Origin of the sequence: Nocardioides potassii (assembly GCF_021648885.1) — a bacterium.
GTDB classification, from domain to species: Bacteria; Actinomycetota; Actinomycetes; order Propionibacteriales; family Nocardioidaceae; genus Nocardioides; species Nocardioides potassii.
Genome location: NZ_JAKJHZ010000010.1, coordinates 314,637 through 327,989 on the forward strand (window position 1 = coordinate 314,637; position 13,353 = coordinate 327,989).

Consider the following 13,353-nt stretch of genomic DNA (forward strand, 5'->3'; position numbering starts at 1 on the left):
CCACCGCGCCGTGTCCCGGATGATGACGCTCGCCCTCGCGGTGGGCTTCGCCGTGCTGGGGGTGGCGGGGGCCGCCAGTGCCCACCACAACACCGTCACGGGCACGGTGACGTGCAAGCAGGGAGGCGGCTGGACCGTCACCTGGACCATCGCGAACAGCGAGACCATCTCCGAGACCATCACGCAGTCCAACCGGACGGCGGTCCTGCCGGTCGGCACCGTCATCGGCGGCTCGCAGACCAGGACCGTCACCGAGACGGTGACCACCAAGCCGACGTCCGCGATCAACCTCACCGTGCAGGGCAAGTGGGTGCGCGACGGGCAGAACATCTACTCCACCAACGGGGACTCGGTCGAGGTCGGCGAGTTCAGCGACGGCTGCAACGTCACGACCGTGACCGCGCCGTCCGTGCCCGTGGTCGACGACTGCGGTCCGGGCAACGCCCGCTTCGGCACCGTGCCGAGCGGGCCGTGGACCTCGACGTCCAACGCCGACGGCAGCCTGACGATCACCGCCGACCCGGGATACACGTTCCCGAACGGGCAGAGGAGCGTCACCTACCCCGAGCCCACGGACAGCAACGTCGCCTGCCCGACGCCGCCCACGACGAACCCGCCGGTCGTGACGCCTCCGGTGACCACGCCGCCCGAGGTCCTGCCCGCGCAGGTGCTGGTGGTCAGGGCCGGCGCGCGCCGCATCGACAAGTGCGGTCGCCAGGGTGACCTGTTCAAGGTGGCCAAGCGCGACGGCGTCGTCTACACCGCCAAGGGCAAGGCGCTCCGGCAGGGCGTGTGGCTGAAGGCCCGCACACGCACCGTCACGGTCCGTGCCACCGCCGCCGACGCGTCGTACCGGCTGCAGGGCAGGTCGGTCTGGACGCTGACGTTCACCCGCAAGGCGTGCGCGCAGGCTCCCGAGGTCGCGCCCCACACCGGGGCGTGATGCGTCGCACCGTCGCCGCGGCCGCGCTGCTCGCGTCAGTGCTGGTGCCGGTCGGTCAGGGTGCGGCGGACGCCGCCGCCCCTGACCGGCTCACGATCGCCCGCACCGGCACCGACGCGGTCGTCGTCGAGGTGCCGACGCGCCGCGGCACCCTCGCCGTGGGATCGCGCCTGCGGGGCACGGTCTACACGTGGTCGAAGGGCGACCCACCCTGCGACCCCAGCGGCAGCACCGTGTACGCCGGTCACGCGTGGCGGGCCGGCGACGGCGTGGCCGACAGGTGGGGGAAGCTACGCAGAGGCGACCGGATCACGGTGGCCGGCTGCCGGTTCGAGGTGACGCGACGCGAGTACTGGCCCGCCTCCCGGCGGATGGGGCACCTCTACTCGGTGTCCGGGCCACCTCGGATCGTGCTTGTCGCGTGCAAGGCCGACGACTACGCCCAGCGGACCGTGGTGTTCGCCCGCAAGCTCGAACGCCGCTGACCCCTGCCGACAACGGGATCAGGGGAGGCGGGTGGCCGCCCTCGGCTGTTCCTGCCCGTCCGCGCGCGCCTCGTGGCGCGCGTGGTGGGGCAGGACGGCCAGGGCGATCCGCGCCAGTCCCGCCGCGAGCAGGCCGGCCCCGAGCATGTGCAGGGCGACGAGGGCGACGGGCAGGTCGAGCCAGTACTGCGTCCACCCCAGCACGCCCTGCGCGACCTCGATGAGGAGCACGAGCCCGGTGACCCGGGCGAGCCACGGGTGGCCGCCCCGCACGGCGACGGCGAGCAGCGCGACCGTGAGCGCCACGAGGGCGTAGACGGCGTACGCGTGCAGGTGGGACACCGTCGCCGGGTCGAGGCCGTTGCGCGGCGACTCGGTGTCACCCGCGTGGGGGCCGGCGCCCGTCACCACGGTGCCGAGGTAGAGCACGACCCAGCCGACGGCGAGCGTCGCCCAGGCCAGCGCCCGGGGCAGGGGAGGTGCCGGCGCCCGGTCGGGGCTGCGCAGCTCGTCGACCAGCGCGACGCAGACCATGATCATCGCCATCGACAGCAGGAAGTGGCCCGACACGATCCACGGGTTGAGGTCGGTCAGCACCGTGATCCCGCCGATGACCGCCTGGAGCGGGATGCCGAGGCCGATGACGAGCGAGAGCCGCGTCGCGCGACGGTGGGCGGCGCCCAGTGCGGCGAGGAAGCACAGCACGGCGACGGCCGCGAGCGCGAAGGTCAGCATGCGGTTGCCGAACTCGATCACGCCGTGGACCCCGAGCTCGCCGTGCGCGACGTAGGACTCGTCCGAGCAGCGGGGCCAGGTCGGGCAGCCGAGGCCGGAGCCGGTGAGGCGTACGGCGCCGCCCGTCACCACGATGCCGATGTTGGCGACGAGGTTGGCCAGGGCCAGGGGCCACAGGTAGCGGGCCAGCCGGTCGAGCAGCGTCTGGAGCACGGTCACTCCCACCTGAAGGTCCGGGCCGTCAGTGCGGTGCCGAGGGCGGCCCAGACGGCGAGCACGAGCAGGGAGCGCCCGTCCACGGCAGCGTCGACCAGCGCCGCGCGCATCGCGTCGCCGAGCGCGGCCGAGGGGAGCCACTGGATGACGGACCCCGCAGAGCCGTACGTCGACGTCGGCAGCACGACGCCGCCGCCGGCCATCAGCAGCAGGTAGACGAGGTTGGCGAGGGCCAGCGTCGCCTCGGCTCGCAGCACGCCGGCGACGAACAGGCCGAGCGCGGCGAACGCAGCGGTCCCGACAGCGACGGCGAGCACGAGCCCGAGGGCCGAGGTGGGCGGGTGGTCGAGCGCGGGCCGCCAGCCGAGGGCGAGGCCGACGACGACGAGCACCACGAGCTGCAGGGCGACGACGTTGAGCAGTGCCACGACCTTGCCGAGCAGCAGGCCGTGACGGGGCAGGGGCGACGCCCCCAGCAGCTTGATGACGCCGTAGCGGCGCTCGAAGCCGGTCGCGATGGCGACGGAGGTGAAGGCGGTGGACATGACCGCGAGCGCCAGCACGCCGGGCGTGAGGACGTCGACCGGCCGGTGGCCCTGGAGGTCGAGGCCGAGCCGGTCCGCCCCGGCCACACCACCCACGAGGACGATGACGGGGATGACGACGGCGAGCAGGAGCTGCTCGCCGTTGCGCAGCATCAGCCGCGCCTCCATCCGGGCCTGGGCGAGCACCATCCGCGAGAGGGGTGCGCCGCCGGGCGCCGGGGTGAAGGTCGCGCTCACGGCGTGAGCTCCCGTCCGGTGAGGTCGAGGAAGACGTCCTCGAGGTTGCGCTGGCCCAGGTTGAGCGTCTCGGGGAGGACGTCGTGCTCCTCGCACCACCGCGAGACCCGCCCGAGGGTCATCGAGTCGGCCGGGCCGTGGACCAGCATGCTGACCTCGTCGAGCTGGCGGACCTCGGTCCCCGGACCGAGCTCGGCGCGCAGCGACTCGGGAGCACCGTCCGGGAAGGGGCGGTTGACGACGAGCCGGATGGTCGCGGACCGGCCCTCGCGGGTCAGCTCGCCCGGGGTCCCGGTGGCGATGACGCGTCCGCGGTCGATGATGTGGATCCGGTCGGCCAGGTGCTCGGCCTCGTCCATGTGGTGCGTCGTCAGCACGACGGTGACCCCGTCGGCCCGCACCTCCTCGAGCAGCTCCCAGGTCGTGCGCCGCGCCTGCGGGTCCATGCCGGCGGTCGGCTCGTCGACGAAGACCAGCTCGGGCCGCCCGACCAGCGCGATCGCCAGGCCGAGCCGCTGCTGCTGGCCACCCGACAGGCGGCGGTAGGGCGTGCGGCCGCAGTCGCCCAGCCCGAGCCGCTCGCCGAGCATCCTCGTGTCCAGCGGCCGCGCGTGCAGGGAGGCCATGTGCTCGAGCATCTCCTCGGCCCGCACGCCGCTCCACGCACCGCCGGCCTGCAGCATCACGCCGATCCGGGGGAGGAGCTCGGCACGGTCGCGCTGCGGGTCGAGACCGAGCACGCGGACCGTGCCCTGCTGGGGCGCGCGGTAGCCCTCGCACGTCTCCAGCGTCGTGGTCTTGCCGGCGCCGTTGGGCCCGAGGACGGCGGTGATGGTCCCGCGGGCCACCTCGAGCGAGAGCCCGTCGACGGCCACCTTGTCGCCGTACCGCATCACCAGGCCGTCGACCGAGACGGCGGGCGCGGCGGTGGACACCTCGTCAGTCTAGGGAGGGTCCCCGAGGACCACCGCCGCGGTGGCGGCGAGACGCTCGTCACCCGTGGGGTACACCCGTAGGTATCGATTTGTCACCGCTTCGTCGCTTTTCGTCCCGCTGCTCTTGACTGTGGCCGTCCCATGGCCTTCTGTGATCTGGCTCGCACCCAGACCGCGATCCGGTCGTGCGCGCCGACGGCGAGCCGTTCGCCGTGTCCGTACACCTCGGAGGAAATACGTGTCGATCCACTTCACCGGGCGGGGCGCGCGACGCGGCCTCGCCGTCCTGACCACGGCCGCAGTGGTGTGCGGCCTGGCGGCGGGCATGCCCAGCGCGACCGCTGCCACCAAGAAGACCGACCGGTCGATGACGACCGCGATCGCCCCCAAGGCCTCGACCCTCACCGCGGGGCGCTACGTCGTGGTCCTCCGGGACGACGCCGCGACCCGGTACGCGGGCGGCGTGGCGGGCCTCAAGGCCACCGCGGCCGCCCCCGGGAAGTCCTTCGACGCCCGCTCGGACAAGGTCGCCGCCTACCAGGCCTACCTGACCAAGCGCCAGAACGGGCTCGCCGCGCAGGTGGGTGCCGAGGTGATGAGCCGCTCGACCCTCGCTGCCAGCTCCTTCACCGCCCGCCTGTCGAGCAAGCAGGCCACCGACCTCTCGCAGTCCAAGGACGTGCTGATGGTGGTCAAGGACACGGCGTTCAGCCTGGACACCTACAAGTCCCCCACGTTCCTCGGGCTCGACGGCGCCAACGGGCAGTGGGCCAAGTACGGCGGTGTCGCCAAGGCCGGCAAGGGTGTCGTGGTCGGCATCCTCGACTCCGGCATCTGGCCCGAGTCGGCGTCCTTCGCGGGCTCCAAGATCGGCCGCAACCCCACCAGCGCCGACGGCATCTACCGCCAGGGCAACACGATCTACTTCAAGAAGGCGGACGGCTCGACCTTCCGCGGCGTCTGCGAGCCCGGCGAGAAGTGGACCGCCGACGACTGCAACAGCAAGCTCATCGGCGCGCGCTACTACCCCGACGCGTTCCTCGACAGCGTGAAGCCGCAGGACCGCTACGAGGCCGAGTACATCTCGACCCGCGACGGTGACGGCCACGGCTCGCACACCGCCAGCACCGCCGCCGGCAACAACGGCGTCGACGCGAGCGTCGAGGGCCGCTACTTCGGCAAGGTCAGCGGCATGGCGCCGGCGGCGAAGATCGCGGCCTACAAGGTCTGCTTCAGCGACACCGACCCCGACACCGGCGGTTGCTACACCTCATCGACCCTCGACGCGGTCGACGACGCCATCGCCGACGGCGTGGACGTCATCAACTACTCGATCTCGGGTGCGACCGACACGGTCGTCGACGCGGTCGAGTTCGCGTTCCTCAACGCAGCCGCCGCGGGCATCTTCGTCTCGGCGTCGGCCGGCAACAGCGGCCCGACCGCCTCGACCGTCGCGCACAACAGCCCGTGGATCACCACGGTGGCGGCCTCGACCCACGTCAACTACGAGAACACCGTCGTGCTGGGCAACGGCGCGAAGTACAAGGGCGCGTCGATCTCCGACCAGGCGGTGCCCTCCACGGCGATCGTCAACTCCTCCGCCAGCGGTCTCGCCGGCGCGGACGCGACGGCGCTGAGCCTCTGCGGCCCGAACACCCTCGACCCGGCCAAGGCTGCCGGCAAGATCGTCGTCTGCGCGCGCGGCACCTACGACCGTGTCGCCAAGAGCGCGGAGGTCAAGCGGGCCGGCGGCGTGGCCATGGTGCTCGCCAACCCGTCCGCGGGTCAGAGCCTCGACGCCGACTTCCACTCGGTGCCGACGGTCCACGTCGACAAGACCGCGGGTGACGCCATCCGCGCGTACGCCGCGACGGCCGGCGCCACGGCGTCGTTCGTGGTCGGCAACACCACCGGCGTCGAGACCCCCATCCCGCAGATCGCCGGCTTCTCCTCGCGCGGCCCGGCAGTCGCCAACGACTCCGACGTCATCAAGCCGGACATCTCGGCTCCCGGCGTCAGCGTGCTGGCGGCCGTGGCGCCCCCGTCGGGTGGCGGTCGCAGCTTCGACCTCTACTCCGGTACCTCGATGTCGAGCCCGCACATCGCCGGACTCGCGGCCTTCATCCTGGGGGTCAACCCCACGTGGGGCCCGATGGAGGTCAAGTCGGCCATGATGACGACGGCCTACGACCTGAAGAAGGCCGACGGCTCCGCCAACACCAACCCGTTCGACGAGGGTGCCGGTCACGTCGACCCGACGAAGTTCTTCGACCCGGGCCTGGTCGTGACGTCGACCCCGAACGAGTGGCTGAGCTTCCTGGTGGGTCAGGGCTACCCGATCACCGGGGTCACGGGGATCAACGCCACCGACCTCAACATCCCGTCGATGGCCAAGGGCCAGGTCACCTCGAGCGTGACGATCAAGCGCACGTTCACCGCGCTGAAGGCGGGCACGTGGAACGTCGCGGTGTCCGTCCCGGGCTTCACGGCTGTGGCGGACAAGCCGTCGCTGACGTTCGGGGCGGCGGGTGAGAAGCAGACGGTGACCTTCACCTTCACGCGCACGACCGCCGAGCTCGGCGCGTTCTCGACCGGCTTCGCGACGCTCACCGGACCCACCACGGTCCGCCTCCCGGTCGCGCTGCGGCCGGTGGCGGTCGCCGCCCCGGCCGAGGTCAAGGGCTCGGGTGCCGCCGGCAGCGCCGACGTGGCGATCACGGCGGGCTTCACCGGAGACCTGAACGTGAAGACCAGCGGACTGGCCAAGGCGACCACCAACGCGGGCACGCTCGCGGTTGGCACGGCCTACTCCGAGAAGGTCACGATCGCCGCGGGCACGAAGTTCGCCCGCTTCGACGTGGACGCCGCCAATGACGGGGCCGACCTCGACCTCTACGTCTACGAGCTCAACGCGGCCGGCACGCCGGTGGCGCTCGCCGGACAGTCGGCGACGGGCTCGGCGGACGAGCGGGTCACGCTCACCAACCCGAAGGCGGCGACCTACCTGGTCGAGGTCGACGGCTACGCCGCGGCCAGCGGCGAGAGCGGCATCGCGTACCGCTACGACCGGTACCTGGTCACGCCCACCACCACGCTCGGCGGGTTCCACGCCGAGCCCAACCCGGTGCCGGTGACCCAGGGCCAGCCCACCTCCTTCAAGGCGGTGTGGTCCGGCCTGGACCCGGCGGCTCGCTACCTCGGCGTGCTGGAGTACGACGGCGCGCTCGCGCCGACGTTCGTCACGGTGACCGTGCCGTGACCTGAGCTCCACCAGAACCACCAGCTCGACCTGTCGGCGGGCGTGACTCCTCCCGGTGTCACGCCCGTCGGCGCGTCCGGGGACCGCACTTAGGGGACCCTTGCTTGAACGGCGGGAAGCAATAACGACACACTGTCGTTGTGGAATTCGTGAGGACGTCGACGGCAGTGCGCGAGGGCGATGCGCCCACGCGTGACCGCGTCGCCCGCACGATCCTCGAGAACGGCCCGTCCACCGCCGCCGACCTGGCCGACCGGCTCGACCTCACCCCGGCCGCCGTACGACGCCACCTCGACCACCTCGCTGCCGAGGGCGTCGTGGAGTCGCGCGAGCCCAAGGTCTACGGCGCCCGCGGCCGGGGCCGCCCGGCGAAGGTGTTCGTGCTGACCCAGGCGGGGCGCGACAGCTTCGACCAGCAGTACGACGACCTGGCCGTGCAGGCGATGCGGTTCCTCGCCGAGACCCAAGGTGAGGACGCGGTCCTCGAGTTCGCCCGCCGGCGCGTCTCGTTCGTCGAGCGCGACTACGCCGCCGTCACCGAGCTCGACCCGGACCTCAGCCCCGCCGAGGCGCTGGCCAAGGTCTTCACCCAGAACGGCTACGCCGCCTCGGTGCGCGACCTGCCTGCAGCCAACGGGCAGAGCGTGGGCGAGCAGATGTGCCAGCAGCACTGCCCGGTCTCCCACGTCGCCCACGAGTTCCCGCAGCTGTGCGAGGCCGAGACCGAAGCCATCGCCGCGGTCCTCGGCACCCACGTCCAGCGTCTCGCGACCATCGCCCACGGCGACGGCGTCTGCACCACGTGCATCCCCCAGACCCTCAAGCCCGCAGTGAAGAAGGAGAAGGCATGACCTCCATCGAAGAGCTCAACCCGTCGCTCAAGGGCATCGGCAAGTACGAGTTCGGCTGGGCCGACTCCGACGACGCCGGCGCTGCCGCCACCCGCGGCCTCAACGAGGACGTCGTGCGCGACATCTCCGCGAAGAAGTCCGAGCCGCAGTGGATGCTCGACCTGCGCCTCAAGGGCCTCAAGCTCTTCCACCGCAAGCCCATGCCGACCTGGGGCTCGGACCTCGGCGGCATCGACTTCGACAACATCAAGTACTTCGTGCGCTCCTCGGAGAAGCAGGCCGCCTCGTGGGAGGACCTGCCCGAGGACATCAAGAACACCTACGACAAGCTCGGCATCCCCGAGGCTGAGAAGCAGCGCCTCGTCGCCGGCGTCGCCGCGCAGTACGAGTCCGAGGTGGTCTACCACTCGATCCGCGAGGACCTCGAGGAGAAGGGCGTCGTCTTCGTCGACACCGACACCGCACTGAAGGAGCACGAGGACCTCTTCAAGGAGTACTTCGGCACCGTCATCCCGGTCGGTGACAACAAGTTCGCCGCGCTCAACACCTCGGTGTGGTCGGGCGGCTCGTTCATCTACGTGCCCAAGGGCGTCCACGTCGACATCCCGCTCCAGGCCTACTTCCGGATCAACACCGAGAACATGGGCCAGTTCGAGCGGACGCTGATCATCGCCGACGAGGACTCCTACGTGCACTACGTCGAGGGCTGCACGGCACCGATCTACTCCTCGGACTCGCTGCACTCCGCGGTCGTCGAGATCGTCGTCAAGAAGGGCGCGCGCGTCCGCTACACGACCATCCAGAACTGGTCCAACAACGTCTACAACCTCGTCACCAAGCGCGCGACCTGCGAGGCCGGCGCGACGATGGAGTGGGTCGACGGCAACATCGGCTCCAAGGTGACGATGAAGTACCCCGCCATCTACCTGATGGGCGAGCACGCCAAGGGCGAGACGCTGTCGATCGCCTTCGCGGGCGAGGGCCAGCACCAGGACGCCGGCGCCAAGATGGTGCACGCCGCGCCGCACACCTCCTCGTCGATCCTCAGCAAGTCCGTCGCGCGCGGCGGCGGCCGTACGTCGTACCGCGGGCTGATCCAGGTCAACGAGGGCGCCCACGGCTCGAAGTCCAACGTGCTGTGCGACGCGCTGCTCGTCGACCAGATCAGCCGCAGCGACACCTACCCCTACGTCGACATCCGCGAGGACGACGTGTCGATGGGCCACGAGGCGAGTGTCTCCAAGGTCTCCGACGACCAGCTCTTCTACCTCATGTCGCGCGGCATGGAGCAGGACGAGGCGATGGCGATGATCGTGCGCGGCTTCGTCGAGCCGATCGCCAAGGAGCTGCCGATGGAGTACGCCCTCGAGCTCAACCGCCTGATCGAGCTGCAGATGGAGGGCGCGGTCGGCTGACCCCTGATCCGGAGCGCACGACGCGGCGGCGCAGCCGACGCGCCGAGCGCTCCGGAGGACAGGACCGACTGAACGCCAGCTGCTGAACGTAGAAAGAGAAACCTTGACCGTCACGACCGACTCCGTCCGTTCCGCCCTGGAGCAGGACACGATCGAGAGCCACCTCAACCCCGTCGGCTCCTTCGACGTCGCCGACCACCCCGTGCCCACCGGGCGCGAGGAGATCTGGCGCTTCTCGCCGCTCAAGCGGCTGAAGGGCCTGCACGCCGACGCGCCGTTCGACCGGAGCACGACCTCGTGCACCTGGAACACCCCCGAGGGCGTCCGCATCGAGGGTGTGAGCGGTGACGAGGCACGCTCCCTGCGCGGGATCAGCGGTCTCGTGCCCAACACGCGCTTCGCCGCGCGTGTCCTGGCCGAGGTGCCGGCCTCGCTGGTCGTGGACGTGCCGGCCGACCTCGAGGTCGCCGAGCCGATCGTCATCTCGCTCGACGGCAAGGACGCCTCCACCACCGAGGCCGGGCACGTTGCGATGCGCTTCGGTGCCCACAGCAAGGCGGTCGTGGTGATCAACCACGAGGGCTCGTCGGCGATGGCCGCCGTCGTCGAGATCGTCGTCGGTGACGGTGCCGACGTCACCGTGGTGTCCATCCAGGACTGGGCCGACGACGCGGTCCACCTCGCGCACCACCAGGCCCGGGTCGGTCGCGACGCCACCTACAAGCACGCCGCGGTCTCGTTCGGCGGCGACGTCGTCCGGATGGACGCCAACGTCACCTACGACGGCCCCGGCGGCTCGGCCGAGCTGCTCGGCCTCTACTTCGCCGACGCCGGCCAGCACATCGAGCACCGGCTCTTCGCCGACCACAACGCCCCGCACACCAAGAGCAACGTGGTCTACAAGGGAGCCCTGCAGGGCGAGGGCGCGCACACCGTGTGGATCGGCAACGTCCTGATCCGCAAGGTCGCCGAGGGCATCGAGACCTACGAGGAGAACCGCAACCTCGTCCTCACCGACGGCTGCCGCGCCGACTCGGTCCCCAACCTCGAGATCGAGACCGGTGAGATCGAGGGTGCGGGTCACGCCTCGGCCACTGCCCGCTTCGACGACGAGCAGCTCTTCTACCTCCAGTCGCGGGGTGTGTCGGAGAAGGAGGCGCAGCGCCTGGTCGTGCACGGCTTCTTCAACGACCTGATCCGCCAGGTCGGCGTGCCGTCGATCGAGGACCGGCTGCTGACCACGGTCGAGGCCGAGCTCGCCAAGAACGTCCTCCAGGACCTCGCCGCCTTCGGTCGGGAGTCCTGATGGCATTCGTTCGTGCCTGCGCGCTGGACGAGATCCAGTCCGACAAGGCCCTCGCGGTCACCCTCGGCCGGTACGACGTCGCGATCGCGCGCGACGGCGACGAGGTCTTCGCGATCGAGGACACCTGCAGCCACGCCGAGGTCGCCCTCAGCGAGGGCGAGGTCGAGCAGACCGACGGCGGCTGCCAGATCGAGTGCTGGCTGCACGGGTCCATGTTCGACCTGCGCACCGGCAAGCCCACCAACCTCCCGGCGACCGAGCCGGTCGCCACCTTCCCCGTCGACGTACGCGCCAACGCCCATGGCACCAGTGACGTCTACGTCGACACCGAGACCACCCTGAACGGAGTCACCCCCGCATGAGCAAGCTCGTCATCACCGACCTCCACGTCACCGTCGACACCGAGGACGGCCCCAAGGAGATCCTCAAGGGCGTCACCCTCACCATCAACGACGGCGAGACCCACGCGATCATGGGCCCCAACGGCTCCGGCAAGTCGACGCTGGCCTACTCGATCGCCGGTCACCCGAAGTACACGATCACCGGCGGCACCGTGACCCTCGACGGCCAGGACGTCCTGTCGCTGTCGGTCGACGAGCGCGCCCGCGCCGGCCTGTTCCTCGCGATGCAGTACCCCGTCGAGGTCCCCGGCGTCTCGGTGTCGAACTTCCTGCGCACCGCCAAGACCGCCCTCGACGGCGAGGCCCCCAAGCTCCGCACGTGGGTCAAGGACGTCAACGCCGCGCTCGAGCAGCTCAACCTCGACCCGTCGTTCGGCACCCGCAGCGTCAACGAGGGCTTCTCCGGTGGTGAGAAGAAGCGTCACGAGATCGCGCAGCTCGAGCTGCTCGACCCCAAGGTCGCCGTCCTCGACGAGACCGACTCGGGCCTCGACATCGACGCGCTGAAGGTCGTCTCCGAGGGCGTCAACCGGTTCCGCGCCCGCGAGGGCAAGGGTGTCCTGCTGATCACCCACTACACCCGCATCCTGCGCTACATCGAGCCCGACTTCGTCCACGTGTTCGTCGACGGCAAGGTGGCCGAGTCCGGCGGCAAGGAGCTCGCGGAGCAGCTCGAGGCCAACGGCTACGACAAGTACGTCAAGGCGAACGCCTGAGGCACCCGCCCGTTGGTCGAGGAGGTCGCGCAGCGACCGTCACGAGACCACCGACTGAGAGAGGAAGACCGATGAAGGGACTGCTCCCGGATCTCGAGGTGATCCGCAAGGACTTCCCCATCCTCGAGCGCACGCTCGCGGGCGGGCAGCCGCTGGTCTACCTCGACAGCGCGAACACCTCGCAGAAGCCGCAGGTCGTCATCGACACGATGGTCGACCACCTCGAGCGGCACAACGCCAACATCGCCCGTGCCATGCACCAGCTCGGCGCGGAGTCGACCGAGGCCTACGAGGGGGCGCGCGACCGCGTCGCGGCCTTCCTCAACGCGCCGTCGCGCAACGAGGTGGTCTTCACCAAGAACGCCACCGAGGCGCTCAACCTGCTGGCCCGCACGATCGACCTCGGTCCCGGCGACAACGTCGTGATCACCGAGATGGAGCACCACTCCAACATCGTGTCGTGGCAGCTGGCGTGCGAGCGCTCGGGCGCGGAGCTGCGGTGGTTCGGCCTGACCGACGACGGCCGGCTCGACCTGTCGAACGCCGACCAGCTGGTCGACGAGCACACCAAGGTGCTGGCCTTCACCTGGGTCAGCAACATGCTCGGCACGATCAACCCCGTCACCGACCTCGTCGCCCGCGCCAAGGCCGTCGGTGCCCTGTCGGTGATCGACGCCTCCCAGGCCGCGCCGCAGCTCACCGTCGACGTCCAAGCGGCCGGGTGCGACTTCCTGGTCTTCACCGGCCACAAGGTCTGCGGCCCGACGGGGATCGGCGTGCTGTGGGGTCGCGAGGAGCTGCTCAACGAGCTGCCGCCGTTCCACGGTGGCGGCGAGATGATCGAGACGGTGACCATGGCGCGGTCGACGTACGCCAGGGCGCCGCACCGCTTCGAGGCCGGCACGCCGCCGATCGTCGAGGCCGTCGGCCTCGGCTGCGCGGTCGACTACCTCGGTCACATCGGGCTCGACGCGATCCACGCGCACGAGCAGGCCATCACCGCCTACGCCCTCGAGGGCCTGCAGACCGTCCCCGGCGTGAAGGTCCTCGGCCCGCTCGACGCGGCCGAGCGCGGTGGCGCGATCTCGTTCGAGCTCGACGGCGTCCACCCCCACGACATCGCCCAGGTGCTCGACTCGCGCGGCGTCGCCGTGCGTGCCGGTCACCACTGCGCGAAGCCCGCTCACGCGCGGTTCGGCGTGCAGAGCACGACCCGGATGTCGTCGTACCTCTACACGACCCCCGCGGAGATCGACGCGCTGGTCGAGGGCCTCCACCACACCCGCAGCTACTTCAAGGTGGGATGACC

12 protein-coding genes are annotated in these 13,353 nt (G+C 70.7%); 9 read left to right on the top strand and 3 right to left on the bottom strand.

Annotation, left to right across the window (positions count from 1 at the left end; genetic code table 11):
- The first annotated feature begins 19 nt into the window (after positions 1-19).
- On the top strand, positions 20-943 hold the full coding sequence (locus tag L2K70_RS17635; RefSeq protein WP_236404509.1) for a hypothetical protein: 924 nt from the start codon (positions 20-22) through the stop codon (positions 941-943).
- On the top strand, positions 943-1,428 hold the full coding sequence (locus L2K70_RS17640; protein WP_236404510.1) for a class F sortase: 486 nt from the start codon (positions 943-945) through the stop codon (positions 1,426-1,428). The genes L2K70_RS17635 and L2K70_RS17640 overlap by 1 nt, the downstream gene beginning before the upstream one ends.
- 18 nt (positions 1,429-1,446) lie before the next feature.
- On the opposite strand, the gene L2K70_RS17645 is transcribed toward L2K70_RS17640, so the two are convergent.
- The 3 genes from L2K70_RS17645 to L2K70_RS17655 are packed head-to-tail and all read right to left on the bottom strand — an operon-like array spanning position 1,447 to position 4,096.
- Positions 1,447-2,376, bottom strand: coding sequence for a COX15/CtaA family protein (locus L2K70_RS17645; RefSeq protein ID WP_236404511.1), 930 nt, complete (start codon positions 2,374-2,376; stop codon positions 1,447-1,449).
- A gap of 2 nt (positions 2,377-2,378) precedes the next feature.
- Complete coding sequence (locus L2K70_RS17650) at positions 2,379-3,161, bottom strand: ABC transporter permease (RefSeq protein ID WP_308195846.1); 783 nt, start codon at positions 3,159-3,161, stop codon at positions 2,379-2,381.
- Positions 3,158-4,096 (bottom strand): ABC transporter ATP-binding protein, encoded by a 939-nt coding sequence (locus L2K70_RS17655; protein WP_236404512.1) that lies wholly within the window; start codon positions 4,094-4,096, stop codon positions 3,158-3,160. The genes L2K70_RS17650 and L2K70_RS17655 overlap by 4 nt, the downstream gene beginning before the upstream one ends.
- Before the next feature lie 238 nt (positions 4,097-4,334).
- On the opposite strand from L2K70_RS17655, the gene L2K70_RS17660 reads away from it, so the two are divergent.
- From L2K70_RS17660 to L2K70_RS17690, 7 genes are all read left to right on the top strand, one after another.
- The gene (locus tag L2K70_RS17660; RefSeq protein ID WP_236404513.1) at positions 4,335-7,355 is read left to right on the top strand and encodes a S8 family serine peptidase; all 3,021 of its coding nucleotides are present in this window, start codon (positions 4,335-4,337) and stop codon (positions 7,353-7,355) included.
- A 140-nt stretch (positions 7,356-7,495) separates the two neighbouring features.
- Positions 7,496-8,206, top strand: coding sequence for a helix-turn-helix transcriptional regulator (locus tag L2K70_RS17665; protein WP_236404514.1), 711 nt, complete (start codon positions 7,496-7,498; stop codon positions 8,204-8,206).
- A complete protein-coding gene (gene sufB / locus L2K70_RS17670; RefSeq protein WP_236404516.1) occupies positions 8,203-9,621 on the top strand; it encodes a Fe-S cluster assembly protein SufB in 1,419 nt (472 codons plus the stop codon). Before L2K70_RS17665 ends, sufB begins: the two co-directional genes overlap by 4 nt.
- 103 nt (positions 9,622-9,724) lie before the next feature.
- Positions 9,725-10,927 carry a Fe-S cluster assembly protein SufD gene (gene sufD, locus L2K70_RS17675; protein ID WP_236404518.1) on the top strand — a complete coding sequence of 401 codons (1,203 nt, stop codon included), beginning with the start codon at positions 9,725-9,727 and terminating at the stop codon, positions 10,925-10,927.
- Positions 10,927-11,289, top strand: coding sequence for a non-heme iron oxygenase ferredoxin subunit (locus L2K70_RS17680; protein ID WP_236404520.1), 363 nt, complete (start codon positions 10,927-10,929; stop codon positions 11,287-11,289). Before sufD ends, L2K70_RS17680 begins: the two co-directional genes overlap by 1 nt.
- A complete protein-coding gene (gene sufC, locus L2K70_RS17685; protein WP_236404521.1) occupies positions 11,286-12,044 on the top strand; it encodes a Fe-S cluster assembly ATPase SufC in 759 nt (252 codons plus the stop codon). Before L2K70_RS17680 ends, sufC begins: the two co-directional genes overlap by 4 nt.
- Before the next feature lie 71 nt (positions 12,045-12,115).
- A complete protein-coding gene (locus L2K70_RS17690) occupies positions 12,116-13,351 on the top strand; it encodes a cysteine desulfurase (RefSeq protein WP_372477491.1) in 1,236 nt (411 codons plus the stop codon).
- Positions 13,352-13,353 lie beyond the last annotated feature (2 nt).

Bases quoted from the DNA above. Each gene is read 5' to 3' on its own strand.
- L2K70_RS17635 (WP_236404509.1), top strand. From the start codon at position 20: ATGATGACGCTCGCCCTCGCGGTGGGCTTCGCCGTGCTGGGGGTGGCG.
- L2K70_RS17640 (WP_236404510.1), top strand. From the start codon at position 943: ATGCGTCGCACCGTCGCCGCGGCCGCGCTGCTCGCGTCAGTGCTGGTG.
- sufB (WP_236404516.1), top strand. From the start codon at position 8,203: ATGACCTCCATCGAAGAGCTCAACCCGTCGCTCAAGGGCATCGGCAAG.
- L2K70_RS17680 (WP_236404520.1), top strand. From the start codon at position 10,927: ATGGCATTCGTTCGTGCCTGCGCGCTGGACGAGATCCAGTCCGACAAG.
- sufC (WP_236404521.1), top strand. From the start codon at position 11,286: ATGAGCAAGCTCGTCATCACCGACCTCCACGTCACCGTCGACACCGAG.
- L2K70_RS17690 (WP_372477491.1), top strand. From the start codon at position 12,116: ATGAAGGGACTGCTCCCGGATCTCGAGGTGATCCGCAAGGACTTCCCC.